The sequence below is a fragment of the Streptomyces sp. NPDC020299 genome (genome assembly GCF_044387825.1).
In the GTDB taxonomy this organism is placed as follows: Bacteria; Actinomycetota; Actinomycetes; order Streptomycetales; family Streptomycetaceae; genus Streptomyces.
On record NZ_JBIRWL010000003.1, the window covers coordinates 324,566 to 349,495 of the forward strand.

23 protein-coding genes are annotated in these 24,930 nt (G+C 69.9%); 15 read left to right on the forward strand and 8 right to left on the reverse strand.

Features of this window, described 5'->3' with window-relative positions:
- Positions 1 to 107: 107 nt before the first annotated feature.
- Both ACH45E_RS09365 and ACH45E_RS09370 read left to right on the forward strand, forming a co-directional pair.
- Positions 108 to 782 (forward strand): GntR family transcriptional regulator, encoded by a 675-nt coding sequence (locus tag ACH45E_RS09365; protein ID WP_361442247.1) that lies wholly within the window; start codon positions 108 to 110, stop codon positions 780 to 782.
- On the forward strand, positions 779 to 2,086 hold the full coding sequence (locus ACH45E_RS09370) for an MFS transporter (RefSeq protein WP_361442250.1): 1,308 nt from the start codon (positions 779 to 781) through the stop codon (positions 2,084 to 2,086). The genes ACH45E_RS09365 and ACH45E_RS09370 overlap by 4 nt, the downstream gene beginning before the upstream one ends.
- A gap of 72 nt (positions 2,087 to 2,158) precedes the next feature.
- Here ACH45E_RS09370 and ACH45E_RS09375 read toward each other — a convergent pair whose 3' ends face one another.
- Positions 2,159 to 2,983: a maleylpyruvate isomerase family mycothiol-dependent enzyme gene (locus ACH45E_RS09375; RefSeq protein WP_361442253.1), complete on the reverse strand. Its 825-nt coding sequence runs from the start codon at positions 2,981 to 2,983 to the stop codon at positions 2,159 to 2,161.
- 180 nt (positions 2,984 to 3,163) lie between these two features.
- Here ACH45E_RS09375 and ACH45E_RS09380 point away from each other — a divergent pair, with 180 nt between their 5' ends.
- Positions 3,164 to 3,979 carry a carbon-nitrogen family hydrolase gene (locus ACH45E_RS09380; protein ID WP_361442256.1) on the forward strand — a complete coding sequence of 272 codons (816 nt, stop codon included), beginning with the start codon at positions 3,164 to 3,166 and terminating at the stop codon, positions 3,977 to 3,979.
- 37 nt (positions 3,980 to 4,016) lie between these two features.
- Here ACH45E_RS09380 and ACH45E_RS09385 read toward each other — a convergent pair whose 3' ends face one another.
- Together ACH45E_RS09385 and ACH45E_RS09390 are read right to left on the reverse strand one after the other, a co-directional pair.
- A complete protein-coding gene (locus ACH45E_RS09385; RefSeq protein WP_361442259.1) occupies positions 4,017 to 5,699 on the reverse strand; it encodes a PE-PGRS family protein in 1,683 nt (560 codons plus the stop codon).
- Between the two features lie 329 nt (positions 5,700 to 6,028).
- Positions 6,029 to 6,520 carry an LURP-one-related family protein gene (locus ACH45E_RS09390; protein ID WP_361442262.1) on the reverse strand — a complete coding sequence of 164 codons (492 nt, stop codon included), beginning with the start codon at positions 6,518 to 6,520 and terminating at the stop codon, positions 6,029 to 6,031.
- A 258-nt stretch (positions 6,521 to 6,778) separates the two neighbouring features.
- Here ACH45E_RS09390 and ACH45E_RS09395 point away from each other — a divergent pair, with 258 nt between their 5' ends.
- Entirely contained in the window at positions 6,779 to 7,624 is an 846-nt protein-coding gene (locus tag ACH45E_RS09395) for a calcium-binding protein (protein WP_361442265.1), read from the forward strand.
- A gap of 25 nt (positions 7,625 to 7,649) precedes the next feature.
- Here ACH45E_RS09395 and ACH45E_RS09400 read toward each other — a convergent pair whose 3' ends face one another.
- Together ACH45E_RS09400 and ACH45E_RS09405 are read right to left on the reverse strand one after the other, a co-directional pair.
- On the reverse strand, positions 7,650 to 7,988 hold the full coding sequence (locus ACH45E_RS09400; RefSeq protein ID WP_361442268.1) for a DUF397 domain-containing protein: 339 nt from the start codon (positions 7,986 to 7,988) through the stop codon (positions 7,650 to 7,652).
- Positions 7,989 to 7,998: 10 nt separating this feature from the next.
- Positions 7,999 to 8,889: a helix-turn-helix transcriptional regulator gene (locus tag ACH45E_RS09405; protein WP_361442271.1), complete on the reverse strand. Its 891-nt coding sequence runs from the start codon at positions 8,887 to 8,889 to the stop codon at positions 7,999 to 8,001.
- Positions 8,890 to 9,066: 177 nt separating this feature from the next.
- Between ACH45E_RS09405 and ACH45E_RS09410 the strand changes: the two genes are divergently transcribed.
- The 3 genes from ACH45E_RS09410 (at position 9,067) to ACH45E_RS09420 (ending at position 12,518) form a co-directional block, all read left to right on the forward strand.
- Positions 9,067 to 9,474 (forward strand): ATP-binding protein, encoded by a 408-nt coding sequence (locus ACH45E_RS09410; protein WP_361442274.1) that lies wholly within the window; start codon positions 9,067 to 9,069, stop codon positions 9,472 to 9,474.
- A gap of 306 nt (positions 9,475 to 9,780) precedes the next feature.
- Positions 9,781 to 10,602, forward strand: a complete 822-nt coding sequence (locus ACH45E_RS09415; RefSeq protein ID WP_361442277.1) for a GNAT family N-acetyltransferase — start codon at positions 9,781 to 9,783, stop codon at positions 10,600 to 10,602.
- Positions 10,599 to 12,518 (forward strand): NHL domain-containing thioredoxin family protein, encoded by a 1,920-nt coding sequence (locus ACH45E_RS09420; protein WP_361442280.1) that lies wholly within the window; start codon positions 10,599 to 10,601, stop codon positions 12,516 to 12,518. Before ACH45E_RS09415 ends, ACH45E_RS09420 begins: the two co-directional genes overlap by 4 nt.
- Here ACH45E_RS09420 and ACH45E_RS09425 read toward each other — a convergent pair.
- The gene (locus tag ACH45E_RS09425; RefSeq protein ID WP_361442283.1) at positions 12,506 to 12,769 is read right to left on the reverse strand and encodes a DUF6458 family protein; all 264 of its coding nucleotides are present in this window, start codon (positions 12,767 to 12,769) and stop codon (positions 12,506 to 12,508) included. The two genes, ACH45E_RS09420 and ACH45E_RS09425, sit on opposite strands and share 13 nt — an antisense overlap.
- A gap of 307 nt (positions 12,770 to 13,076) precedes the next feature.
- On the opposite strand from ACH45E_RS09425, the gene ACH45E_RS09430 reads away from it, so the two are divergent.
- A complete protein-coding gene (locus ACH45E_RS09430) occupies positions 13,077 to 13,847 on the forward strand; it encodes a GNAT family N-acetyltransferase (protein WP_399040326.1) in 771 nt (256 codons plus the stop codon).
- Positions 13,848 to 13,893: 46 nt separating this feature from the next.
- Positions 13,894 to 14,118 carry a translation initiation factor IF-1 gene (gene infA, locus ACH45E_RS09435; RefSeq protein WP_361442289.1) on the forward strand — a complete coding sequence of 75 codons (225 nt, stop codon included), beginning with the start codon at positions 13,894 to 13,896 and terminating at the stop codon, positions 14,116 to 14,118.
- 41 nt (positions 14,119 to 14,159) lie between these two features.
- Here the strand turns inward: infA and ACH45E_RS09440 are convergent, their stop codons facing one another.
- Positions 14,160 to 15,482 carry a M18 family aminopeptidase gene (locus ACH45E_RS09440; protein ID WP_361442292.1) on the reverse strand — a complete coding sequence of 441 codons (1,323 nt, stop codon included), beginning with the start codon at positions 15,480 to 15,482 and terminating at the stop codon, positions 14,160 to 14,162.
- Between the two features lie 88 nt (positions 15,483 to 15,570).
- Positions 15,571 to 17,397 (reverse strand): acyl-CoA dehydrogenase, encoded by a 1,827-nt coding sequence (locus ACH45E_RS09445; RefSeq protein WP_361442295.1) that lies wholly within the window; start codon positions 17,395 to 17,397, stop codon positions 15,571 to 15,573.
- 213 nt (positions 17,398 to 17,610) lie between these two features.
- On the opposite strand from ACH45E_RS09445, the gene ACH45E_RS09450 reads away from it, so the two are divergent.
- The 6 genes from ACH45E_RS09450 to ACH45E_RS09475 all read left to right on the forward strand — a co-directional run bounded on the left by ACH45E_RS09450 (position 17,611) and on the right by ACH45E_RS09475 (position 24,918).
- A complete protein-coding gene (locus ACH45E_RS09450; RefSeq protein ID WP_361442298.1) occupies positions 17,611 to 18,093 on the forward strand; it encodes an SseB family protein in 483 nt (160 codons plus the stop codon).
- Positions 18,094 to 18,233: 140 nt separating this feature from the next.
- Positions 18,234 to 19,211, forward strand: a complete 978-nt coding sequence (locus ACH45E_RS09455) for a pirin family protein (protein WP_361442301.1) — start codon at positions 18,234 to 18,236, stop codon at positions 19,209 to 19,211.
- Between the two features lie 130 nt (positions 19,212 to 19,341).
- Positions 19,342 to 20,391: an AI-2E family transporter gene (locus ACH45E_RS09460; RefSeq protein ID WP_361442304.1), complete on the forward strand. Its 1,050-nt coding sequence runs from the start codon at positions 19,342 to 19,344 to the stop codon at positions 20,389 to 20,391.
- 89 nt (positions 20,392 to 20,480) lie between these two features.
- Positions 20,481 to 22,244: an aspartate--tRNA ligase gene (gene aspS, locus ACH45E_RS09465; protein WP_361442307.1), complete on the forward strand. Its 1,764-nt coding sequence runs from the start codon at positions 20,481 to 20,483 to the stop codon at positions 22,242 to 22,244.
- A 175-nt stretch (positions 22,245 to 22,419) separates the two neighbouring features.
- The gene (locus ACH45E_RS09470; protein WP_361442310.1) at positions 22,420 to 23,808 is read left to right on the forward strand and encodes an MFS transporter; all 1,389 of its coding nucleotides are present in this window, start codon (positions 22,420 to 22,422) and stop codon (positions 23,806 to 23,808) included.
- Positions 23,809 to 23,976: 168 nt separating this feature from the next.
- The gene (locus tag ACH45E_RS09475) at positions 23,977 to 24,918 is read left to right on the forward strand and encodes an intradiol ring-cleavage dioxygenase (protein ID WP_361442313.1); all 942 of its coding nucleotides are present in this window, start codon (positions 23,977 to 23,979) and stop codon (positions 24,916 to 24,918) included.
- Positions 24,919 to 24,930 lie beyond the last annotated feature (12 nt).

The following is a 24,930-nucleotide window of genomic DNA, read 5'->3' on the forward strand; positions in this document are numbered from 1 at the left end:
TGAGATGGCTGACGCTCGGGATGCCGCCGGGGCGTCGCCGGGACACGCGGGGTCCGCATGATGGACGGGGAGGGGCTACGCGTACGTGTTGTATCTAAGATGTGCACATGCCATCCGTGCCGTCCGTCGCCCCGCCCGCACCCCTCAAGCAGCCACCCGCCGCCGACCGCGTCTACACCCACGTCAAGCAAGGCGTCCTGAACCGCCGCTACGAGGGCGGCATCCTGCTCACCGAGGGCGAACTGGCCGAGGCCGTGGGGGTCTCCCGCACGCCGGTGCGCGAGGCGCTGCTGCGCCTGGAGGCGGAGGGGCTGATCAAGCTCTACCCGAAGAAGGGCGCCCTGGTGCTGCCCGTCTCCGCGCAGGAGATCGCCGACGTCGTGGAGACCCGGCAGCTGGTGGAGGAGCACGCGGCACGCAAGGCCGTACCCGCCGGGCCCGGGCTGATCGAGCGGCTCGAGGAGCTGCTCGCGCAGCAGAAGGCGCAGGCCGCCGCCGGAGACCTGGCCGCGGCCGCGGTCACCGACCGCTGCTTCCACGCCGAGATCGTGCGCAGCGGCGGCAACGAGATCCTCTCCCGCCTCTACGACCAGTTGCGCGACCGCCAGCTGCGGATGGGCGTCGCCGTGATGCACTCCCACCCCGACCGGATCGCCAAGACCCTCACCGAGCACGAGGAGATCCTCGAGGCGCTGCGCTCGGGGGACGCGGAGGCGGCGGTGGCGGTCGTGCACCGGCACGTGAGCTGGTTCTCGCACCTCGCGCGGGGGGAGGTCCGATGAGCGCCACGAGCGCCCACACCACCCTTCCGGGGGACCCGCCGGGCGGTCGCCGTGCCGTCGCCGTGTGGTCCATCGGCGTCTCGGTCTACTTCGTCGCCGTCATCTTCCGTACGTCCCTGGGGGTCGCCGGGCTCGACGCGGCCGAGCGCTTCCACGTGAACGCCTCCGCCCTGTCGACCTTCTCGATCCTCCAGCTCCTGGTGTACGCGGGCATGCAGATACCCGTGGGCCTGCTCGTCGACCGGCTCGGCACGAAGAAGGTGCTGACCATCGGGGTCGTGCTGTTCACGGCGGGCCAGCTCGGCTTCGCGTTCTCCCCTTCGTACGGCACGGCGCTCGCCTCCCGCGCGCTGCTCGGCTGCGGTGACGCCATGACCTTCATCAGCGTGCTGCGGCTGGGCACGCGCTGGTTCCCGGCCCGGCGCGGGCCGCTCGTCGCGCAGCTCGCGGGCCTGGCCGGGATGGCCGGCAACCTGGTCTCCACGCTGGTGCTGGCCCGGCTGCTGCACGGCGTCGGCTGGACCCCGGCGTTCGCGGGCAGCTCGGTCGCCGGCGCGGTCGTCCTGGTCCTCGTCCTGCTGTTCCTCAGGGACCACCCCGAGGGCTGTGAGCCGGAGCCCTTCCCGCACCGGGGCGCGGCCTACGTACGCAGGCAGATCGCCGCCTCCTGGCGGGAGCCGGGCACGCGCCTCGGCCTCTGGGTGCACTTCACCACCCAGTTCCCGGCGATGGTGTTCCTGCTGCTGTGGGGCCTGCCCTTCCTCGTCCAGGCGCAGGGCCTCAATCGCGCCACGGCGGGTGAACTGCTCACCCTGGTCGTCCTGTCGAACATGGTGATCGGCCTGGTCTACGGCCAGGTCGTCGCCCGGCACCACGCCGCGCGGCTGCCGCTGGCGCTGGGCACGGTCGCGGCGACGGCGACCGTGTGGGCGGCGACCCTCCTCTATCCGGCCGAGCACGCCCCGATGTGGCTGCTGGTGGTGCTGTGCGCGGTGCTGGGTGCCTGTGGCCCGGCGTCGATGCTCGGCTTCGACTTCGCCCGCCCCGCCAACCCGCCGGAGCGGCAGGGCACCGCCTCCGGAATCACCAACATGGGTGGTTTCGTCGCCTCCATGACGACCCTGTTCGCGGTCGGTGTCCTCCTGGACGCCACCGGCGACGACTACACCATCGCCTTCTCCGCCGTCTTCGTCCTCCAGGCCCTCGGCGTCAGCCAGATCCTGCGCCTGCGCGGCCGGGCGGCCCGCCGGGAGCGGGAACGGCTGGTCGCCAGCCGGGTGGAGACGGTGCACGTGCCCGCCTGACGCGGGCGGCAGGGCCTGGCCGGCCACCGGTGCGACGGTGGGGTACGCCAGGCCCAGTCACCCGTCACCTCGTCAGGGCGTCACCGCGAAGTTCCGCAGGATCGCGCCCGTCAGAGCCGGGTCCCCCTCGGTCTTCACCCGGTCGGCCGCGGCCTCCGGCGTGACCCGGCCGCAGGCCAGGCGGACGTACGTCTCCCAGTCGAGGGTGAGGGTGGCGGCGGGGCCGAGTGCGGGCGTGCTCTCCAGGGTGCCGCGGCCCTGGATGTCGACGCGTATGGTGCGCAGGAACTCCACGGGCCCGTGCACGTCGAAGACGATCGCGGAACTCCGGGGCGCCTGCGCATCGTTCGCGACCACCCGGGGCAGCGCCTCGAGCAGCACGTCCCGGGCGACGTACGCGCCCGGCGAGTCCAGGTTGCCCGGCCGGCCGAGAGCCGCGCGCAGGTCCTGCTCGTGCACCCACAGGTCGAACGCGCGGATGCGCATGGCCTCCTCGAGCGTGATCTCCCGGCCGAGCGGACCGCGCACCTTGTGGCCGGGCTCGCGGGACTCGTTGCGCAGCTGGCGGTTGCGGCGGATGACCGTGTACTCCAGCTCGGAGGTCATCTCCGGGGCCGTGTGGTGCCGTCGGACGTCGACCTGCATCTCCATGTAGCGCTGGTGTTCGTTCGTGACGTGGAACAGGTCGCGCGGCAGTGAGTGGATGGGACGCGGGTCGCCGAGCATCTCGCAGTCCATGCCGATGACGTGCGAGACGACGTCGCGGACCGACCAGCCCGGGCACGGGGTCCGCCGGTTCCATTCGCCCTCCACGAGCGGCTGGACCAGTTCGGATATCGCTTCGATGGAGTGGGTCCAGGCGTCGGCGTAGGGCTGGAGGGTGGGATGCAGACTCACGGAACGGGACCCCTCGGCGGTCGGTACACGGGCAGGTTGTGGCGGCGTTGCCAGCGGGACGTTGCTGTCGGCGGGTGTCTTGGAACGCTAAGTTACGCTGCTGTGAGGCACCCCGGCAGTGCTTTCGTGTGACGATCGTAGGCCCGGTATGGACGGCTCGAATGCCAGGACGGTGGTAGTGTGCGCGCCTCGCTGATCCAGATCGCCGTAGAAGAGGACGAATCAGTCGAAGCCAGGCGGCTCCGGATGGCCGCGCTGGTCCGTGAACAGGCCGGGTCCGACCTGGTCGTACTTCCCGAGCTGTGGACGACGGGTGCCTTCGCCTACGAGGACTTCGGGCGGGAGGCCGAACCGCTCGAGGGCCCCACGTACGAGGCGATGGCGAAGGCGGCGAGCGACGCGGGCGTGTGGCTGCACGCGGGCTCGATCCCGGAGCGCACTGCATCCGACAGCGGCTCCGCCGCGGGTGAGGGCCCCCTCTACAACACGTCTCTCATCTTCTCCCCCTCCGGTGACCTGGCCGCGGCCTACCGCAAGATCCACCGCTTCGGCTTCGACAAGGGCGAGGCCGTCCTGATGGGTGCGGGCCGTGACCTGGTGACGGTCCGTCTGCCCGGCACCATCCTCGGCGTGGCCACCTGCTACGACCTCCGTTTCCCCGAACTGTTCCGTGCTCTGGTCGGCGCCGGCGCCGAGACCCTGGTGATCCCGGCGGGCTGGCCCGAGCGCCGTCGCGCGCACTGGACGCTGCTGGCTCAGGCGCGGGCGGTCGAGAACCAGGCGTTCGTGCTTGCCTGTGGAACGGCCGGGACACACGCCGGGGTTCCCCAGGCGGGTCACTCGATCGTGGTAGATCCGTGGGGCGAGGTACTGGCCGAGGCGGGCGCCGGCGAGGAGGTCCTCACGGTGGAGTTCGACCCGGCGAAGGTCGCCACGACCCGGGAGCAGTTCCCGGCGCTCAAGGACAGGGTCCTGGGCCTGGAGCCGCCGCGCTGATCCGCAGGCCGTAGGCCGCGTGTGCCGAGCGGGACCGCTACCGCTCCGCCCGCGGCCCGACCAGGGTCTCGTAGAGGGCCCGGCGCTCCTGCGAGAGGCTCTCCGTCTCGGCGAGCGCTTGGTCCCAGTCCCTCTTGATCTCGTCCAGGTAGACGCGCCAGTCGCCGCTGGGGTGGGAGGCCCCCATCGCCCGCAGGTCGACGAAGCGTTCGTTCTTGCCGAGGCCGCCGGAACCGATCTTGTCCCCCTTGTGGCCGTGCAGGACCGACTCGGGGTTCGAGGTGGCCTCGGTGGAGCGGAAGTCGTGCTGGTAGCCGACCGGGCTGTCGGCGTGCGGCGCGATGGTCTCGATGCCGATCTGGAGGGAGCCGTCCTTCTCCATGGTCGGGCGGTGGTAGACCAGCAGAACGTGGCCGTACGAGCCGTTCGGCAGGACCATGTCGCCGTTCCAGTCCTTGGAACCGAAGCCGCCACCGGAGGTGTCCTGGCCCCACAGCTTCGGGCTGGCGGCACCGACCGCCAGCTTGTTGGTGGCGGACGCCAGGATGCCACCCTTCTCCTTGAACTTGCCCGGCTTGTCGTCCTTGTTGGCTCCGATGGAGGTGCGGTGCGTGGCGTAGTCGCGTTCCGACACGTCCTCCGCGGCCTCCCCCTTGACGGCGTCCTTGGTGACACCCAGGAAGTGGGGAAGCGAGTACGCGGGTTCGTCCTTGGATTTCAGCGCCGGGATACGGACGTTGACACGCCCGCCGTGCGCCAGCGCGCGGATGACGTCCTGCTCGTGGTCCGCCACGTGCCCGCCCTCTTCAGGGCTGTAGAGCTGCAGCCCGTGGCGCAGGACGAGCAGGATCTTGGTGAGCATCTCACGGGCCCTGGTGTCCTTCCCGGCATAGTCGGGCGCCTTCCTCTTCCCGTTGCCCAGCGTGGTGCCCGCTGCCGGGACGGCCCCGGTGTGCTTGCGGTCGGGCGCCACGCCGTCCGGGTACAGGGTGTCGACGGCGGTGTCGCGGATCTGCTGGTCGCGCTCCCTCTCCAGGCTCTGCCGCTCGTCCGGCGCGGTGCCGGGCGCCTGAGTCAGCATGAACCGGCCGAGCGTGTAGGCCGGGTCCGTCGGCGTTCCGACGGCCGCGTCCCTGACGGCCGGGTGGTTCTTCCGGACGGCCAGCGTCGCGGTGAGCACGCGCTTGCCCGCGTCGAGCCGCAGCCAGTCCTTGAACGGCCCCTCCGCGTAGCGTGCGGCCTCGTCGTACGTACCGATGCCCACCTCCTTCAGCCACTTCTGATTGACCTCGGAGAGCTGCTTGATGTCGGCCAGGTCCTGGTCGTTGAACGCCTCACCGCGCATCACCCGCCGGTCCAGGGTCTTTCTCAGCCGCGCGGGCCCGTGAACCATCCACTGCTCGGGCCACCACGTGCCGGGCGCGAAGAAGTTCCGCTTGGACTTCGCCTGGACCGTCTGCTGCTCGATCGACTGGCTGAGCCGGGCGACGATCTCCTTGCCGTCGCTTTTGCCCTTGTCCTGGCCCGGCCGGCTCGCCTCCGCCGACTCCGCCGGCTCTGCCTCTTCGGCACGGACAGCGGGAGCGGCGCGCTCGCCCGTGGCGACGCGCTGGATGTGCCGTATCCACGCGCCGTTCAGCTGTGTCGACGGTGAGACGGGGTGCGGGGCGCCCGGCCGCCGCTCACCCGCGTTTCGGTGGTCCCGCTCGACGGAGCGCATGGGTGGTTCCCCTCGCCGGCTCGGCTGCCAAGTCTTCCGTTCTAGGACAGCGGCACGGCGTGGTGGAAGGCCCTAAGGGGCAGACCGCGGTGCATTACGGTGCTTCTCGGCGGAGTCCGCCGGAGTCCGCCGTTCCGTCAGAAGGCTGACGACGGCGCTGTTTCCGGCGGTCCGCTGCAAGGAGGCGAGGCGCGCGGTCACGGCCGTGTCGGGCGGGGCCGACACCACCACGGCCCGGCTCCGCCGCTCCCGCGCCTCCGGCGTACCGGCGTCCGTCCCAGGGACCACGTTTCGCCCCCCGTCTTCGTCTCGTAGGCCCAACCTACTGCTCAGTCCTCCCGTTCCTGCTCCGCCAGATGGATCACGCACACCGCCACCGCGATCAGCAGCGCCGGGTCCGCGTCGTCCCGTACGACGTCCACGCCGTACGTCTCCCGGACGTGCAGCCAGCGCCGGGAGATCACCGCCAGCAGCTCACCGTCGTACTCGACGGCGAACTCCCGGTCCAGGATCTTGCCGCTGACGTCCAGCTCCGTGCCGTCCACCAGGGACACCCGGTAGTGGTTGCGCAGCAGGGAGAGCCGCTTGCGCTTGATCCGCGCCAGCGGCTCGCCGTCCCGCTCGATCACCATGGTGTTCCGCAGGCTGAGCATCTTCTGGTGGATGTCGATGAGGACCCGCCCCTGCGTGTCCTTCAGCTCGAAGGTGTCCCGCAGCCGCATCGCCTTGCCGTCGACGAGGAACACCTTGCTGCCGTGCTCGTCCTCGATCCAGTAGTCGTCACCGATGCCGAGGATCCGGTCGCGTACGAGGAATCTCATACCGTCAGCGCTTCCCCGGCGGCCGGTCCGCAACGCCGCCGGTAGGCCGACGGGCTGAGCGTCGGCGCCCCACTCGACCGGCCGGGCCACCGGCCACGCCCTGCGCTGACCGGGACCCTGAATCCGCCGGGCCGAGGGGTGTCCCGAAGCTGAACTTCCAGTGCGTGCAAGGAAGTTGCCCAACCAGGCGCATCGGCGCCGCGTCGAACGGTGCGTAAGTCGCAGACGACACCGCACGTTCCTCTCGGAGGTCCCGCAATGCTCCTTCGCTCTTCCGTACGCCGCCGGGTGATACGAGCCGTCCCGGTGGCGGCGCTGATCCTCGGCACCGCCCTGGCCGGAACCGCCGGTGCCGCGCAGTCACCGGCCACCGCCTCGGTCAACCGGTACGACTGGCAGCTCACCTACAAGGCCGCCGCCGGCCAGACCAACAAGGCCACCGTCACCGCTTCGCGCACCGCCGACCGCACGGGCATCACCTATGTGATCGACGACGTCGTCCCGATCAGCGCGGGCCACGACTGCGCGTACCCCGACCGCGCGGACCGCACGAAGGTCTCCTGCACGGTCACCCTCGTGGACAGCCAGGACCCGTACGCCGCCCTGGTCGCGAACCTCGGCGACGGCAACGACACGCTCGCGTACAAGAACGCCACCGACCAGGTCTACTCCTACGCCGAGATCTCGCTGGGCGCGGGCAACGACAAACTGACCGACTCCGGCCGCCTCGACGGCGCCTACGCCTCCGGCGACGCGGGCAACGACACCATCACGGTCGGCGCGGAGGGGCTGGCCTGGGGCGGCGACGGCAACGACACCATCTATGCGAGCGGCGGCGACAACATCGTCCAGGGCGGCAAGGGCAACGACGTCCTCCACGGCGGCTCCGGAAGCCAGTACCTGTCCGGCGACGACGGCAACGACAAGCTCTACGGCGGCAGCGCGGACGACACGCTCTACGGCGGCAAGGGCAACGATGCCCTGTACGGCCAGAGCGGCAACGACCGCCTGTACGGCAACAGCGGCGACGACCGCCTGTACGGCGGCCCGGGACGTGACACCCTCTCCGGTGGCCCCGGCCGGGATGTGATCCGCCAGGACTGAACCCGCGGCCCGCTGGTGGCCCTGCTCACTGTTTCAGCGCGGTGAGCAGGGCGTGGAGGGCGGTGGGGGCCGGGGTGAGGACGGTGGCGGGGGTGTCGCTTTCGCGGAGGCGGGGGGTGGTGGGGGTGGCGGCGGCCATCTCCAGGCAGTTCGTGTCGGCGTCGCCTCCGGAGAAGGACGACTTCTGCCAGTGGAGGGACCTGAGCAGAGCGTGAAGGGCCCCCGCACCGGGTGTGAGGATGGTGGCGGGGTCGTCGCTCTCGCGGAGGTGGAGGGTGGTGGAGGAAGCGGCTATCTCCAGACAGTCGTTGTCGGAGTCGCCTGCGGAGTACGACGACTTCTGCCAGCGGAGGGCTGAAGACACTGGGGACCCTTCACAGTTCCTGGGCGATGCGGCGGATGAGGTCGAGGGAAGCGTCCTGTGCGAGCGCGGCGCTGTCAATGCGTTCGAGTTTGGCTCGGTAGCGGTTCAGTTGAGCAGGCGCGTCAATGAACTCGGCCCCATGGGGTGTATCGATCTGCACCGTGTCCAACTCAGCGGCGGCTCCGCCGAAGTACTGCATGGCGAGGCCCGCGCCCGCGAAGCCGTCGGCGGTGAAGGGGATAACGCGCAGGGTGAGGGACGTCCTCTCGGCCGCGCGGAGGAGGTGCTCGAGTTGGGCACGGGCGACCTTGGAGCCGCCGACGCGCATGCGTAGCGCCGCCTCATGGATGATCACGTCGTACGGTGTTCCAGAGTCGAGTACTTGCTGGCGTTGCATGCGGAACATGACACGAGCCTCATGGACGTCTTCCGTGGCACCCGACTCGACGAAGTTCAGGGCTGCGCGCACGTGTTCCTTGGTCTGGAGAACCCCTGGGATGTGGACGACCTGGAAGGTACGCACGTACGACGCGTGGTGCTCCAGTTCGGCAAGGTCGAGTGCCCTGGGAGAGATGACGCTGCGGTACTCCTCCCACCACCCCTTGTCACGCTCGTTGGCCATGGCGACCAGTGACTCGATGAACTCGGGGTCGTCGCAGGCGTAGTGCTCGGCGAGGTTACGCAGCCGTTCCTCGCTGATGCCGTGCTTGCCGGATTCGATGTTGCTGATCTGCGCTTGATTCGTGCCCAGCCATGCGGCGACGTCCCGGGACACCAGGCCTGCTGCCTCGCGCAACCTGCGCAGCTCCGTACCGAGACGAGCCTGACGGGCAGTGGGGGTCGCCCTCGGCGGCATGGCGTACTCCTCATCAATTCCGGTGACGCGGTTGCGGCGTTGCAAATATACCGAGTAACTTCGTCTCGTACTCACGGAGCGTGTCTAAGTGGTCACGCATCCGCAACTCCATCACGCCCACAACCCGTTGGAAGCGCCACCCCGACCCATAGACACCCGGGGCGTCGGACAGCAACACGGTCGTGGCATGGACAACCCCTCACACCATCGGAGTTGATCCCCATGCACTCCTACACCCTCTTCTGCCCTCCCCTCGAAACCTCCCCCCGCATCGCCCGCGACTTCGTCGCCTCCGTCCTCCGTGAGCTGAGGCTCGGCGACGAGCTCGTGGACGACGCGACCCTCTGCACCTCCGAACTCATCACCAACGCCTGCGTACACGCCAAGGGCGACGGCGCGGCGCTCTGGCTGGCGGTGGAGGAGGGGCGGTTGCGGGTGGTCGTGTACGACGGGGACGCGAGCCCGCCGGTGATGAGGGGGCTGACCCCCGAGACCTGGGAGAAGGGCGGCCGGGGGCTGCACCTGGTGGACGCCCTCACCGGGGGCCGCTGGGGCCACGCCCCGGACATCCCGTACGCCGGCCCGCCGCGCCCGGAGGGGAAGGCGGTGTGGTTCGACCTGCACCGATAAGCGGCCCACCTATACGGCGCGGTTTCACCGACGAACTCCACCCGCCGCATGACGGCGGAGGGCCCCTCGAGGCGCCGGTCCGGATAATCCTTTGATCCGCCCCAGTTCGAGCGGAACACTGTCGCGGTGCTGTGCCTGGCCGGAGACCGCCAGGCCGTGCCCGATTCGACATCCCGGGAAGGTCCACCGATGTCCGACCTCGTGCCTGCCTTACCTCCGGGCTACCAGGCAGCCCCAGCGACAGCCGATGACATCAGCACCATCCATCGCCTCGTCTCGGCTTGCGAACGCGAGGTGCACGGCCGGGTGCGGACCGACCCCGGGGGCATCGCTGCCGTCCTCGCCCGGCCGGGACTGATCCCGGAGCTGGACACCCTGCTGATCCACGACCAGGCGGGCCGGCTGGCCGCTCGTGCCTGGGTGAACCGGCGCTCCGAGGTGGACGTCCACCCCCGGTATCGGGGCCGTGGTCTCGGCACCGTGCTCCTGGACTGGGCCGAGGCCAGGGCCCGCCAGGCAGGGAGCGATCAGATCGTCCAGACCGTGCCGGACGACGATACGGATGCCGTCGTACTGCTGCGCTCCCGCGGATACGAACCGATGGTGACCGAATGGCTGCTGGAGTTCGCCATGCCCGCCGAGCCGGCGGTACCCGAGCCGCCCGCGGGCCTCATGGTGAGGCCGTTCCGCTGCGGCGACGAGCATGCTGCGCACCAGCTCATCGAGGATGCCTTCGACGAATGGCAGCAGCGGCGCAAGTCCTACTCCGAGTGGGCCCAGCACACCGTCGAACGCCCCACTTTCGCCCCCGCGATGTCAGCACTGGCGTTCAACGGCACCCAACTCGTCGGCGCCGTCATCGCGCTGGACCTCCCAGAGACCGGCGAAGGCTACATCGAGGAGGTCGCCGTACACCGTGACCACCGCAATCGGGGCATCGCCCGCCTGCTGCTGCGTCACGCCTTCCGCGCCTTCCACCGGCAGGGCCGGCGGACCTGCACCCTCGCGACGCACTCTGATACCGGAGCGCTCGCCCTGTACCTACGTGTGGGCATGACGGTTCGGCACAGTTCCACGGTCTACCGGAAGAGCCTGCGGACGGCCCCAGATGGCAGGCTTGAAGCATGAACGATGGTGCCCCCGTGCCCACCCCCGCACCCCGCCGCGCCCGTGTCCGTGCTCCTGGGCTGGTCGGGAAGGGGGGCTGGCTGAACACCGGGGGGCAGCAGTACAGCCTCGCGGAACTTCGAGGGCGGATCGTTGTCCTCGACTTTTGGACATTTTGTTGCATTAACTGCCTGCATGTCCTCGACGAGCTCCGCGAGCTGGAGGAGAGGCACCAGGACACCGTCGTCGTCATCGGCGTGCACTCGCCGAAGTTCGTGCACGAGGCCGAGCACCAGGCTGTCGTGGACGCCGTGGAGCGGTACGGCGTGGAGCACCCGGTGCTGGACGATCCCGAGCTGGCGACCTGGAAGCAGTACGCCGTGCGGGCCTGGCCGACGCTCGTCGTGATCGACCCGGAGGGGTACGTCGTCGCGCAGCATGCCGGTGAGGGGCATGTGCACGCCATCGAGCGGCTGGTGACCGAGCTGGAGGCCGAGCACGAGGGGAAGGGCACCCTGCGGCGCGGTGACGGCCCGTACGTGGCGCCCGAGCCGGAGCCGACCGCCCTGCGTTTCCCGGGGAAGGCGCTGCTGCTGCCCTCCGGGAACTTCCTGGTCAGCGACACCACCCGGCATCAGCTGGTGGAGCTGGAGGGGGACGGGGAGACCGTCGTACGGCGTATCGGTTCCGGTGTGCGCGGGTTTGACGACGGCGGTGCCGAGGAGGCTTCCTTCAGTGAGCCGCAGGGGCTCGCACTGCTTGAGGACGTCGATGACGGGGTGTCCGTGGTCGTCGCCGACACCGTGAACCATGCCCTGCGCCGCCTGGACCTCGACAGCGGGGCGGTGACGACCCTCGCCGGGACCGGAAAGCAGTGGTGGCAGGGCTCACCGACCTCGGGGCCGGCCCGCGAGGTCGATCTGTCCTCCCCCTGGGACGTGGCCGTCTTCGGCGGCAAGGTGTGGATCGCCATGGCGGGCGTGCACCAGCTGTGGGCGTACGACCCGGCCGAGGGCACCGTCACCGTCACCGCCGGTACGACCAACGAGGGGCTCGTGGACGGGCCGGGTGCCGAGGCCTGGTTCGCGCAGCCGTCCGGGCTCGCGGCGACCCCCGACCGGCTCTGGCTCGCCGACTCCGAGACCTCCGCGCTGCGCTGGGTGGACCTCGACGGGCACGTCCACACCGCCGTCGGAACCGGGCTCTTCGACTTCGGGCACCGCGACGGCGCCGCCGAACAGGCCCTTCTCCAGCACCCGTTGGGCGTCACGGCGCTGCCGGACGGTTCGGTGGCCGTCTGCGACACCTACAACCACGCCCTGCGCCGCTACGACCCCGCCACCGGCGAGGTGACCACCCTCGCCACCGACCTGCGCGAGCCCAGCGACGCCGTGCTCGTCGGCGAGGACATCGTGGTCGTGGAGTCGGCCCGGCACCGCCTGACCCGGCTGCGGTTGCCCGAGGAGGCGGTGCGGGTGGAGTCCGTGGCCCACCGCACCCAGCGCGCGGCGACGGAGGTCGCGCCCGGAACGCTCCGGCTGGACGTCGTCTTCCAGGCTCCGGCGGGGCAGAAGCTGGACACCCGGTACGGGCCCTCGACCCGTCTGCTGGTGTCCTCCACCCCGCCGGAGCTGCTGCTGAAGGGAGAGGGCGCGGACACGGACCTGTCCCGCACGCTCGAACTCGACCCGGAGGTCACCGAGGGCGTGCTGCACGTCTCCGCGATGGCTGCCTCCTGCGACACCGCGTCTGACAGCGGCTCCGCCGCGGGCCCTGCCAACGAATACCCCGCCTGCCATGTCCACCAGCAGGACTGGGGCGTCCCGGTCCGCCTCACCGAGGGCGGGGCGGACCGCCTGCCGCTGGTGCTGGCGGGCATGGACGAGGGGGACGTGTGGGGCGAGGGGACCGAGGCCGCCGGGGCTCAGACGCCGTAGCCGTCCCGGTAACCGTCGCCGTACGCGCTTCCGTGGTGGTGCCGCTCCTCCTCGACGACCGTGGTCGTCGGCGGCGGCACCACGACCCGCCTGCGCCGCGCGATGCTGCTGAACGTCGCGACCCCGATCAGTCCGACGATCATCAGAATGAAACCGACCAGATGAACGTTCACGCCGTTCATGTGAAAGTCGGTCGCGAACGTGAGGATGGCTCCCACGGCGATGAGGATGATGCACCCGCCGAGGCCCATGACTGTCGCCTCCTGTCCGGACCGGCCGTTCCGGTCCGAGGCTGCGGGTACCCCCGTTGTCAACCCACATGCGATGCCGCATGCGATGCCGCATGCGATGCCGTACCGTTCCCGGGATCGAACGAATTAAATGAGTTGGGCCGGGCGGACCCCGCTGGTACCGTCTGGGTAGCCGTGAGACGACGCCAGGAGGTGAGACCCATGAAGGCTGTAGTGGTGTGGGTGCTCCCCCTTTCGGTCACGGTGGGCGGTTGACGTAGGTGTCGCCGGGAGCGCCGCAGACAGGCACTCCTGAGAGGCAACACCTATGAATTCTTCGCTTTCTGTGGTCACGCGTGTTTCGGACACGCAGTGGCACGCCCTGGAGGACGACCGCACGGTCGGCCGCGGCCACGCTTCGCACCGGCCCGACGGGCGGCTCTTCATCAGCGTCGACGCGTGGCACGGCGCCGTCTTCGGCCGGCTCGCCGACGCGATGGTGACCGACCTGCCGACGCCGCTCCACACCGTCGTCGACGAAGCCGACCACGACTCCAGGTCCGCCTGGGAGCGGGCCGGTTTCGCCGCCGCGCGGCGCGAGTCGGGCTACCTCGTGCCCACCGACCCGCGGGTCACCGGGCTCGACTCCGTTCAACCCCCGGCAGGCGTGACGATCGTGCCCGCCGGTCAGGCGGAAGAGGGCCCGCTGCGCGCCCTGGACCGCGTCATCCGCGACGAGGTCGAGGCCACCATCGGCTGGCGGACGATGCCGGCCGAGGTGCTGCCCTGCCCGCCGGGGACCACCGTGCTCGACCCGTCGAAGTACGCGGTGGCGCTGCACGACGGCCAGTACGTGGGACTGGTCCGGCTGGCGACGCGGACCCGGCAGCCACGGATCGGACTGGTCGCCGTCCGGGCCGACCGGCACCGCCGCGGCATCGCCCGCGCGCTGCTCGCCCACGCGCTGGGTTCACTGCACCGCTCCGGGACCGCTTCGGCATGGGCCGAGGTGGACGAGTCCAATGTGGCGGCCGTCGCCCTGTTCGAGGGCATCGGCGCCCGGCGCGCGGGCGGAACCCTGGAGTTCGTCCGCCCCTGACGCCCCGCCACCTATCTCAAGACAAGAGAAAAAGAGAAGGGAAACCATGACAAAGCAAGCAGGGGGCGTAGAAGTCGAAGGCACCGTCGTCGAGTGCCTTCGCAACGCCACCTTCAAGGTGGAGCTCGAGAACGGGCACAAGGTGCTCGCCCACATCAGCGGGAAGATCCGGAAGAACTACATCAAGATCCTCCCGTACGACCGGGTGCTCGTAGAGCTCAGCCCCTACGACCTCACCCGCGGCCGGATCCGCTACCGGTACCGGTCGTAGCGGAACCGGAGCGGAACCGGAGCGGCCTTTCGCACCGGGCCCTAGCCCTCCAGAAACGCCCCCAGCGCGTTGGCCAGCAAAAACGGGTCATCCGCACCGCACAGCTCACGGACGCTGTGCATCGACAGGATCGCCACGCCGATGTCGACGGTGCGGATGCCGTGCCGGGCCGCGGTGATCGGGCCGATCGTGGTGCCGCAGGGCATGGAGTTGTTGGAGACGAACGACTGGAAGGGGACGTTCGCCTTCTCACAGGCGGCGGCCCACACGGCACGGCCCGAACCGTCCGTCGCGTAGCGGTTGTTGACGTTGACCTTGAGGATCGGGCCGCCGTTGACGCGCGGATGGTGCGTCGGGTCGTGCCGTTCCGCGTAGTTGGGGTGGACCGCGTGGCCGGTGTCGGAGGACAGGCAGACGGTGGCGGCGAAGGCGCGCGCCCGGTCCTCGTAGCCGCCGCCGCGCGCGAACACCGAGCGCTCCAGGACGGTGCCGAGCAGCGGTCCGTCCGCGCCGGTGTCCGACTGGGAGCCGTTCTCCTCGTGGTCGAAGGCGGCCAGTACCGGGATGGCGGGCAGCGCTTCGCCGGAGGCGGCGACGGCCGCGAGGGCGGCGACGCCGGCGTGCACGGACAGCAGGTTGTCCATGCGCGGGCCCGCGACCAGTTCGCCGTCCCGGCCGAGGTAGGCCGGCGGCTCCACGGAGTGCGTCATCAGGTCCCAGCCGGCCACCTCGCCCGCCGGCAGCCCGCACTCGTGCTCCAGGAAGGCGATCAGGTCGCCGTCGCGCACGTCGTTGCCCAGGCCCCACACCGGCTGGAGGTGCCGCTGCTTGTCCAGCTTGAGGCCCTCGGACGACACCGAGCGGTCCAGGTGGATGGCCAGCTGGGGCACCCTGAGCAGCGGCCGGTCGATGGTGACGAGGCGGGTGGAGCCGTCGCGCAGCGTCAGCCGTCCGGCGAGCCCGAGATCGCGGTCGAGCCAGGAGTTCAGCAGCGGCCCGCCGTAGATCTCGACGGCGACCTGGCGCCAGCCGTGCGCCCCGGTGTCCGGCTGCGGCTTGACCCGCAGGTTGGGGGAGTCGGTGTGCGCGCCGACGATCCGGAACGGGGTGTGGGCGGCGGCGCCCTCGGGGACGTACCAGGCCACGATCGCGCCGCCGCGCAGCACGTACTTGCCGCCGTGCCCCGCGGCGGAAGCCGCCGATGTCTCCGTGTCCCACGCGTCCGTCTCCGCGACCTGCCTGAAGCCGGCCTTCTCCAGCCGTTCGGCGGCGTTCGCCACGGCGTGGTACGGCGACGGGCTCGCCGCCAGGAAGGACATCAGGTCGTCGGTGTGGCCGCGGTCGAAGCGGGCTGGTGCGCTCATAGTCTTCACCTTAACGACGTACGAGGGCCCGCTCCCCCCTACCGGGAGCGGGCCCTCGTGACTGTTCAGCGGGGACGGTGCGGCCGGATCAGAAGGCGGCCTCGTCCAGCTCCATCAGGTCCAGGTCGACACCCTCGGCCACCTTGCGGGCCAGGGTGACGCCGGGCAGGACGTTGGCCGCGAAGAACTTCGCCGCCGCGATCTTGCCGGTGTAGAACGCCTTGTCCTTCGCCGACGCCGTCTCCAGCTTCTCGGCGGCGACCGCGGCGCCCTTGAGCAGCAGGTAGCCGACGACGACGTCACCGGAGGCCAGCAGCAGCCGGGTGCTGTTGAGGCCGACCTTGTAGATGTTCTTGACGTCCTGCTCGGTGGCCGCGAGGTCGGTGAGCATCAGGCCGACGATGGCCTCCAGCTCGACGGCCGCCTTGGCGAGGTGCTCGCGGGCGCCGGCCAGCTCCTCGCCGCCCGTGCCGAGCGCCAGGAACTTCTTGATGTCCTCGGCGAGGGAGTTCAGCGCGGCACCCTGGTTGCGGACGATCTTCCGGAAGAAGAAGTCCTGGCCCTGGATCGCGGTGGTGCCCTCGTACAGGGTGTCGATCTTGGCGTCGCGGATGTACTGCTCGATCGGGTACTCCTGGAGGAACCCGGAGCCGCCGAAGGTCTGGAGCGACTGGGCGAGCTGCTCGTAGCCCTTCTCGGAGCCGTAGCCCTTGACGATCGGCAGGAGCAGGTCGTTGAGCGCGTGCTCGGCGGAGGTGTCCTCGCCGGCGGCCTCCTTGACGGCTATCGCGTCCTGCACGGAGGCGGTGTAGAGGACGAGGGCGCGCATGCCCTCGGCGTACGCCTTCTGCGTGATCAGGGAGCGGCGCACGTCCGGGTGGTGCGTGATGGTGACCTTGGGCGCGGCCTTGTCCATGAAGTTCGCCAGGTCGGGGCCCTGGACGCGCTCCTTGGCGTACTCGAGGGCGTTGAGGTAACCCGTCGACAGGGTCGAGATCGCCTTCGTGCCGACCATCATCCGGGCGAACTCGATGATGCGGAACATCTGGCGGATGCCGTCGTGCTTGTCGCCGATCAGCCAGCCCTTGGCGGGGTGGCGGTCGCCGAAGGTCATCTCGCAGGTGTTGGAGGCCTTCAGGCCCATCTTGTGCTCGACGTTGGTGGCGTAGACGCCGTTGCGCTCGCCCAGCTCGCCGGTCTCGAAGTCGAAGAGGTACTTCGGGACGAGGAAGAGGGACAGGCCCTTGGTGCCGGGGCCGGCGCCCTCGGGACGCGCGAGGACGTAGTGGAGGATGTTCTCCTCCATGTCGTGCTCACCGGAGGTGATGAAGCGCTTCACGCCCTCGATGTGCCAGGAGCCGTCCTCCTGCTGGACGGCCTTGGTGCGGCCGGCGCCCACGTCGGAGCCAGCGTCGGGCTCGGTGAGCACCATGGTCGAACCCCAGGTCCGCTCCACGGCGATCTGCGCGATCTTCTTCTGGACGTCGTTGCCCTCGTCGAAGAGGATGCCGGCGAACGCCGGGCCGGAGGAGTACATCCACACGGCCGGGTTCGAGCCGAGGATCAGCTCCGCGTACGCCCAGATCAGGGACGGGGGAGCGGTCGTGCCGCCGATCTCCTCGGGGAGGCCGAGGCGCCAGTACTCGGACTCCATGAAGGCCTTGTAGCTCTTCTTGAACGTCGCCGGGACCGGAGCGGTGTTCGTCTCGGGGTCGAAGACCGGCGGGTTGCGGTCGGCGTCCGCGAAGGACTCCGCCAGCTCGTTCTCCGCGAGGCGCGTCAGCTCCTCCAGGACGCTCTTGGCGGTGTCCGTGTCCATCTCCTCGAACGGGCCGGTGCCGTAGAGCTTGTCGCGGCCGAGTACTTCGAAGAGGTTGAACTCGATGTCGCGGAGATTGGACTTGTAGTGCCCCATGGTGACGGCTCCGTATAGGACTGGGCGAGGCACTGGCTCCTCGCATCTGGTTCACGTACCAACAAGTAGCTACGATGATGCTACCCGCCGGTAATAAGAAGCAACCCCTACCGGTCCAAGTGTGAGAAGGGTCTACATACCCGCGCTCGGAAACGGCTCAACAACTTTTGACGGCCCTCCTGCCCCGCGGGGCATCTCGGTACGCTTACGCGCATGTATGGATACGGCCAGCCCATGGACGGTGGCGCCGCTCAGCAGCAGTACGCCTCGTCGCAGCAGATGCCCGGCGGCGGCCTCGGCGGGTACGGCCAGCAGCAGCCGCTCTACCCGGAGCCGTCCCCGCCCTCGCTCGCGGACGCGGTGCGCGCCTTCACCACCGGCCAGCTGGCCGCCGAGGACTTCCAGCAGGTGTTCGCCACCTCCAAGGTGTACTGCCCGCGCGGCGACAACCCCGGCTTCCTCGCCCTGCACAACACCCAGCAGCCGGTGATCCCGATGTTCACCTCCCTCAAGGAGCTGCGCAGGTACGCGGGCAAGGAGTCCAAGTACTTCGTCATCACCGGCTCCGAGGTCATCGACCTGCTGCCGACCGGCTACGGCTTCGTCCTCGACATGGAGGGCGAGCACCGCATGGTCTTCGACGCGAAGGCGGTCGAACAGATGGTTGAATTCGCGATGCGCCGCATGTACGGCTGACGGCTTGCTCCCGCCCGCCCCGTCCGCCTGCCTGCCTCGTTCGCCCGTCCGCCCGGAGGGAATTCCCTCCGGGCTTTCTGTGTTCCGGGTAGCAAGAAGTTCAACGCTCAACTAAACTGGACGCACAAGGAGGTACCGACATGCCTGCAGTGACCGTCGAGAACCCGCTGACCCTGCCCCGTGTGATCGCGCCCGCCGACGCCGTGGCACGGCCCGTGCTCGCCGTCACGACCGCGCCCAGCGGTTTCGAGGGTGAGGGCTTCCCGGTGCGCCGTGCGTTCGCCGGGATCAACTACCGCCACCTCGACCCGTTCATCATGATGGACCAGATGGGAGAGGTGGACTATCAGCCCGGGGAGCCGAAGGGCACGCCCTGGCACCCGCACCGCGGCTTCGAGACCGTCACCTACATCATCGACGGGATCTTCGACCACCAGGACTCCAACGGCGGTGGCGGCACCATCACCAACGGCGACACCCAGTGGATGACCGCGGGCTCGGGCCTCCTGCACATCGAGGCGCCGCCGGAGTCCCTCGTCATGTCCGGCGGTCTCTTCCACGGGCTCCAGCTGTGGGTGAACCTCCCCGCCAAGGACAAGATGATGGCCCCGCGCTACCAGGACATCCGCGGTGGCAACGTCCAGCTGCTCAGCACCCCCGACGGCGGCGCGCTGCTCCGTGTCATCGCCGGTGAACTGGACGGCCACGCGGGCCCCGGCATCACGCACACCCCGATCACCATGGTCCACGCGACGCTCGCGCCGGGCGCGGAGATCACCCTGCCCTGGCGGGAGGACTTCAACGGGCTCGCCTACGTCCTGGCCGGGCGGGGCTCCGTCGGTGCGGACCGCCGCCCCGTCCACCTGGGCCAGACCGCCGTCTTCGGCGCGGGGTCCTCGCTCACCGTCCGCGCGGACGAGAAGCAGGACTCCCACACCCCGGACATGGAGGTCGTCCTCCTCGGCGGACAGCCCATCCGTGAGCCCATGGCCCACTACGGCCCGTTCGTCATGAACACCCGCGAGGAACTCCAGCAGGCCTTCGAGGACTTCCAGAAGGGCCGGCTGGGCACGGTCCCCGCGGTCCACGGGATGACGGAGACCGGACCGCAGGCCTGACGCCAGGCATTCGCCAGGATTCGGCAGAGGTTCGGCAGAGGTTCGGCAGGGGGTGACACCCGAGGGCGGGTGTCACCCCCGTGGCGTGCCCCGGCGGGCACCCTCCCCCGACGCGTGGTGCCATGGGCGCATGCCCTCGCCGTCGGCTCCGCTCCCCGCCCCGGCCCGCCGGCTCGCCGCCTGGTGCGCGGTGATCCTGCTCGTCTCGGGGGTCGTGTGGGTCGGCATCCGGCTGTGTGTGGAGTTGCGTACGGCCGTGATCCCCGTGCTGCTCGCGCTGCTGGGCACCGCGCTGCTCGGGCCACTGCACCGGCGGCTGGTGCGGGTCGGGGTGCAGCGGTCGGTGGCGGCCGGGGTCACCTGCGTCGCGGTGGTGGCCGTGGTCGGCGGCGCCGTCTACATCGTCGTCACCGCGCTGATCGACACCGGCGGCCAGATCGTCTCCTCGCTGAGGGAGGCCGCCAAGAGCGTCGCCCGGCATTTCGGGGCGGCCGGGACCTCGCTGGACGACCTCGCAGCCCACTCCGGCGAGTTGCTGCGCCGGTTCGGCGGGACGGCCGCCTCCAACGTCATCAGCGGGGTCAGCGTGGTCGGCGAGACCATCGCCGAGGCCGTGCTCGCCCTGCTGCTCGTCTTCTTCTTCCTGCGCGACTCCGACCGCGCCGTCCAGACCCTGCGCTCCGTCGCCCCGGGCGGCACCGCCGACACCCTGGAGGCCATGGCCCGGCGCGCCTACGAGGCCGTCGAGGGGTTCATGCGCGGCACCACCGTCATCGCGCTCATCGACGCCACCTGCATCACCGTCGGACTGCTCATCCTGCGCGTGCCCGGCGCCGTCGGCCTCGGCGCGCTCGTCTTCGTCGGTGCCTACATCCCCTATCTCGGCGCCTTCATCTCCGGCGCCGTCGCGGTGCTGGTCGCGCTCGCCGACCGCGGGTTCGTCATCGCCCTGTGGGCACTGGGAGTCGTCCTCGCCGTGCAGCTCCTCGAAGGGCATGTGCTCCAGCCCGCGATCCAGAGCCGGACCGTGCAGATGCACCCGGCGGCCGTACTGCTGGCGATCACCGCCGGGGCGTCCGTCGCCGGGATCCTCGGCATGCTGCTCTCGGTGCCGCTGACCGCGGCCGGCTTCGGGGTCCTGCACGAGATCAGGCTCCGCCGCCGAGCAGCGCCCGGGTAATGGCGAGAGTGGATCTTGGGCTGCCCGGTACGCTTGGGGGAGTTTCCCGTGAAACGAGTCCCCGATCCGCGAAGACTGGATGAACGACGATGCATCGGTACAGGTCCCACACCTGCGGCGAGCTCCGCGCCTCTGACGTCGGCACCGACGTCCGGCTGAGTGGCTGGCTGCACAATCGGCGCGACCTGGGCGGCATCCTCTTCATCGATCTGCGCGATCACTACGGCATCACCCAGCTGGTCGCCCGCCCCGGCACGCCCGCGTACGAGGCCCTCGACAAGGTCTCGAAGGAGTCGACGGTCCGCGTCGACGGCGAGGTCGTTTCACGTGGAACCGACAACGTGAACCCCGACCTGCCCACCGGCGAGATCGAGGTCGAGGTCGGCGAGGTCGAGCTGCTGGGCGCCGCCCAGCCGCTGCCCTTCACGATCAACACCGAGGACGGGGTCAACGAGGAGCGGCGCCTGGAGTACCGCTTCCTGGACCTGCGCCGTGAGCGCATGCACCGCAACATCATGCTGCGTACGGCGGTCATCTCGGCGATCCGCCACAAGATGACGGCCCTCGGCTTCAACGAGATGGCGACGCCGATCCTGTCCGCGACCTCCCCCGAGGGCGCCCGCGACTTCGTCGTCCCCTCCCGCCTGAACCCGGGCAAGTTCTACGCCCTGCCGCAGGCCCCGCAGCAGTTCAAGCAGCTGCTGATGATCTCCGGCTTCGACCGCTACTTCCAGATCGCGCCCTGCTTCCGCGACGAGGACGCGCGCGCGGACCGCTCGCCGGGCGAGTTCTACCAGCTCGACGTCGAGATGAGCTTCGTCGAGCAGGAGGACGTCTTCCGCCCGATCGAGCAGCTGATGACCGAGCTGTTCGAGGAGTTCGGCGGCGGCCGCCACGTCACCTCCCCCTTCCCGCGGATCCCGTTCCGCGAGGCGATGCTGAAGTACGGCTCGGACAAGCCCGACCTGCGGGCCAAGCTTGAGCTGGTGGACATCACCGACGTCTTCGAGGGTTCGGAGTTCAAGGCGTTCGCGGGCAAGCACGTGCGTGCCCTCGCGGTGCCGGACGTCTCGGCGCAGCCCCGCAAGTTCTTCGACCAGCTCGGCGACTTCGCTGTCACGCTGGGCGCGAAGGGCCTGGCCTGGGTGCGGGTCGCCGAGGACGGTTCCCTCACCGGCCCGATCGCGAAGTTCCTCACCGAGGAGAACGTTGCCGAGCTGACCAAGCGGCTCTCCCTGGCCCCCGGCCACGCCGTCTTCTTCGGCGCGGGAGAGTTCGACGAGGTCTCGAAGATCATGGGCGCGGTGCGGGTCGAGGCCGCCAAGCGCGCCGGGCACTTCGAGGAGAACGTCTTCCGCTTCTGCTGGATCGTCGACTTCCCGATGTACGAGAAGGACGAGGAGACCGGCGCGATCGACTTCTCGCACAACCCGTTCTCGATGCCGCAGGGCGGCCTGGAGGCCCTGGAGAGCCAGGACCCGCTGGACATCCTGGGCTGGCAGTACGACATCGTCTGCAACGGCGTCGAGCTGTCCTCCGGCGCGATCCGGAACCACGAGCCGGACATCATGCTGAAGGCCTTCGAGATCGCGGGGTACGACCGCGAGACCGTCGAGGAGAAGTTCGCCGGCATGCTGCGCGCCTTCCGCTTCGGCGCCCCGCCGCACGGCGGCATCGCCCCGGGCGTGGACCGCATCGTCATGCTCCTCGCGGACGAGCCCAACATCCGCGAGACCATCTCCTTCCCGCTCAACGGCAACGCCCAGGACCTGATGATGGGCGCGCCGACGGAGCTGGAGGAGGCACGGCTGAAGGAGCTGCACCTCTCGGTGCGCAAGCCCCAGCCGAAGTAGGCCCTGGCCAGCAGGCCTCAGCCTGAGCGGCCCGGAACCGGTGACGGTTCCGGGCCGCTTTTGTATGCGTTCCGTGTGCGCTCCCGCTGGGGCGGCCGGTTCACGTAACGTCTCCACCCACGTTCCACCTATGTGATAGCTGTTCATGTACGTGTACGGCGAGAGGGAGACAACGATGTCGCAACCGCAACCCTCCGAGGCCGAGGCCCAGGCCGAGAGCCGGGCGGCCGGCAAGTTCCTGCGCCGCATGATGCCGCTCCTGGTCCTGATGCTTCTGGTCAACCAGCTGGACCGGACGAACGTCGGCTTCGTCCAGGACGAACTCCAGGCCGACGTGGGAGTCAGCGCCACCGCCTACGGTCTCGGCGCCGGCCTCTTCTTCATCGGCTACGCCCTGTTCGAGGTGCCGAGCAACATGCTCCTCGAACGCTTCGGAGCCCGTGTCTGGCTGACCCGCATCATGATCACCTGGGGTCTGGTCATCGTGGCGATGTGCTTCATCCACAGCGTCGTGATGTTCTACTCCCTGCGCTTCCTGCTGGGCGTCGCGGAGGCCGGCTTCTTCCCCGGCGCGATGCTCTACATCACCCAGTGGCTGCCCGACGCCCGCCGCGGCCGGGCGACCGCCGTCTTCCTCGGCGGTTCCGCCGCCGCCGGAGTGGTGACCGGGCCGGTCACCGGGGCCCTGCTGGAGCTGCACGGGGCGAGCGGGATCGCCGGCTGGCGCTGGATGTTCGGGCTCGAAGGCGCGTTCTCGGTCGTGGTCGGGATCATCGCCGGTTTCTTCCTCGTCTCCCGGATCGAGGACGCCCGCTGGCTCACATCCGAGGAGAAGCGGGCACTGCGCGCCGCCGTCGCCAAGGACGAGGAGGCCCGCGCCCGGGCGCCGCGGACCTCGCGGCTCAAGCTGATCTTCCACCCGCAGGTCGCGCTGCTCACCGGCGTCTTCTTCGCGACGACGCTCACCGGTTACGCGATCACCTTCTGGCTGCCCAGTCTGATCGAGGAGATCGAGGGCCTGTCCTCCTTCCAGGTCGGCCTGCTCTCCGCCATCCCGGCGATCTTCTCCATCATCGCCATGTACTCGATGAGCCACTTCACCGACCGCGCCCCGGACCGACGGCCGTACCTGGCCATCGCCCTGGTCGTGTCGGCGGTGGGCACCCTGCTCGCCACGCTGGGCTCCCCCTGGTTCGGCCTCGCGGCCATCACGCTCGCGGGGGTCGGCGCCAAGTGCGGGGCCACGCTGTTCTGGCCGATGGCGCAGACGGGGCTCGACCTGAAGATCGCCGCGCCCGGGCTCGCGGTCATCAACTCCATAGGAAACCTGGGCGGTTTCGTCTCCCCCTTCCTCTTCGGATACCTCAAGGACACCACCGGCAGCACGACCGGCGGCCTCTACACACTCTCCGCGGCCTCCCTGCTGGCGGTGGGCGGAGCGGCGTTCATCCGCCGGCGTGACGCCTCGGCCGCGGCGGCGGGCTCCGGTTCCGGCTCGGGCCCGGACTCCGGTGCACCGACCGTGGTGGGGGGCCGGGTCGCGGCGGCGGACGAGGCGGGCTGAGACGGCGGAGACGGCTGAGACGGCTGAGACGGCTGAGACGGCTGAGACGGCGTAAATCTGAGGGTGGCTCGAAACCGGCCGTCGGTTTCGAGCCCTTCTCCATGTATCTGACGTGTCAGTGACCTTTTCCAAGGTCACTGACAGGCTTCTTACTTAACTTCCCGGCTCATGACAGGAGACGAACAAACTTCAGCCCCAGCAGACCTCACCCGCCGCAAAGTCCTGGTCGTCGGTGGTGCGACGGTGGCCGCGGTGGGTGTCGCCGGCACCCTGGCGGTGAACGCGTCGGCGGACGAGGCGACCTCCGGGGCCACCGGCGACGGCGACGCGTGCTACACGCTCACCTCGGAACTCGTCGAGGGCCCGTACTACATCGACGCCGACAAGCTCCGCCGGGACGTCACCGAGGACCAGGAGGGCATCCCCCTCACCCTCACCCTCAAGGTGATCGACTCCGAGACCTGCAAGCCCGTCAGGAACGCGGCCGTCGACATCTGGCACTGCAACGCGGTGGGCATCTACTCGGGTTACGAGGCGATGGGCAGCGGCGGTGGCGGCCCGGCCCCCACGGGCGAGCCGCCGACCGGAACCCCGACCGGCGAGCCCCCCACGGGCGGTCCCGGCGGAGGCCCCGGCGGACACCAGGAGCCGACCGACGACGACCGCTTCCTGCGCGGCACCTGGCACACCGACCGGCACGGCCACGTCACCTTCAAGACGGTCTTCCCCGGCTGGTACCAGGGCCGTTGCGTCCACATCCACGTCAAGGTGCACGTGGACGGCGAGTGGACGGACGCCGGTTACGAGGGCGGGCACGCCTGCCACACCGGCCAGCTGTTCTTCGACGAGAAGTCGGTGCTGCTGACGGAGTCCGTGGAGCCGTACGCCGGCAACACCACGGCCCGCACCACCCTCGACGAGGATTCCATCTACCCGGACAACGGGCACGAGGGCGGCCTGCTCTACCTCAAGTACGACAAGAAGCACATCGCCCGTGGTGTGCGCGGCCACCTGACCCTGGGCGTCGACCCGAGCGCGACGAACGACGGCACGGGCGGCGGCGGCCCCCGGCCCACCTCGTCGGCGTCACCCTCCGCTTCGGCGAGCTGACAGCTCACCGGA

Bases quoted from the DNA above. Each gene is read 5' to 3' on its own strand.
- ACH45E_RS09365 (WP_361442247.1), top strand. From the start codon at position 108: ATGCCATCCGTGCCGTCCGTCGCCCCGCCCGCACCCCTCAAGCAGCCA.
- ACH45E_RS09370 (WP_361442250.1), top strand. From the start codon at position 779: ATGAGCGCCACGAGCGCCCACACCACCCTTCCGGGGGACCCGCCGGGC.
- ACH45E_RS09385 (WP_361442259.1), bottom strand. From the start codon at position 5,699: ATGCGCTCCGTCGAGCGGGACCACCGAAACGCGGGTGAGCGGCGGCCG.
- ACH45E_RS09390 (WP_361442262.1), bottom strand. From the start codon at position 6,520: ATGAGATTCCTCGTACGCGACCGGATCCTCGGCATCGGTGACGACTAC.
- ACH45E_RS09395 (WP_361442265.1), top strand. From the start codon at position 6,779: ATGCTCCTTCGCTCTTCCGTACGCCGCCGGGTGATACGAGCCGTCCCG.
- ACH45E_RS09410 (WP_361442274.1), top strand. From the start codon at position 9,067: ATGCACTCCTACACCCTCTTCTGCCCTCCCCTCGAAACCTCCCCCCGC.
- ACH45E_RS09420 (WP_361442280.1), top strand. From the start codon at position 10,599: ATGAACGATGGTGCCCCCGTGCCCACCCCCGCACCCCGCCGCGCCCGT.
- ACH45E_RS09425 (WP_361442283.1), bottom strand. From the start codon at position 12,769: ATGGGCCTCGGCGGGTGCATCATCCTCATCGCCGTGGGAGCCATCCTC.
- ACH45E_RS09430 (WP_399040326.1), top strand. From the start codon at position 13,077: ATGAATTCTTCGCTTTCTGTGGTCACGCGTGTTTCGGACACGCAGTGG.
- infA (WP_361442289.1), top strand. From the start codon at position 13,894: ATGACAAAGCAAGCAGGGGGCGTAGAAGTCGAAGGCACCGTCGTCGAG.
- ACH45E_RS09440 (WP_361442292.1), bottom strand. From the start codon at position 15,482: ATGAGCGCACCAGCCCGCTTCGACCGCGGCCACACCGACGACCTGATG.
- ACH45E_RS09445 (WP_361442295.1), bottom strand. From the start codon at position 17,397: ATGGGGCACTACAAGTCCAATCTCCGCGACATCGAGTTCAACCTCTTC.
- ACH45E_RS09450 (WP_361442298.1), top strand. From the start codon at position 17,611: ATGTATGGATACGGCCAGCCCATGGACGGTGGCGCCGCTCAGCAGCAG.
- ACH45E_RS09455 (WP_361442301.1), top strand. From the start codon at position 18,234: ATGCCTGCAGTGACCGTCGAGAACCCGCTGACCCTGCCCCGTGTGATC.
- ACH45E_RS09460 (WP_361442304.1), top strand. From the start codon at position 19,342: ATGCCCTCGCCGTCGGCTCCGCTCCCCGCCCCGGCCCGCCGGCTCGCC.
- aspS (WP_361442307.1), top strand. From the start codon at position 20,481: ATGCATCGGTACAGGTCCCACACCTGCGGCGAGCTCCGCGCCTCTGAC.
- ACH45E_RS09470 (WP_361442310.1), top strand. From the start codon at position 22,420: ATGTCGCAACCGCAACCCTCCGAGGCCGAGGCCCAGGCCGAGAGCCGG.
- ACH45E_RS09475 (WP_361442313.1), top strand. From the start codon at position 23,977: ATGACAGGAGACGAACAAACTTCAGCCCCAGCAGACCTCACCCGCCGC.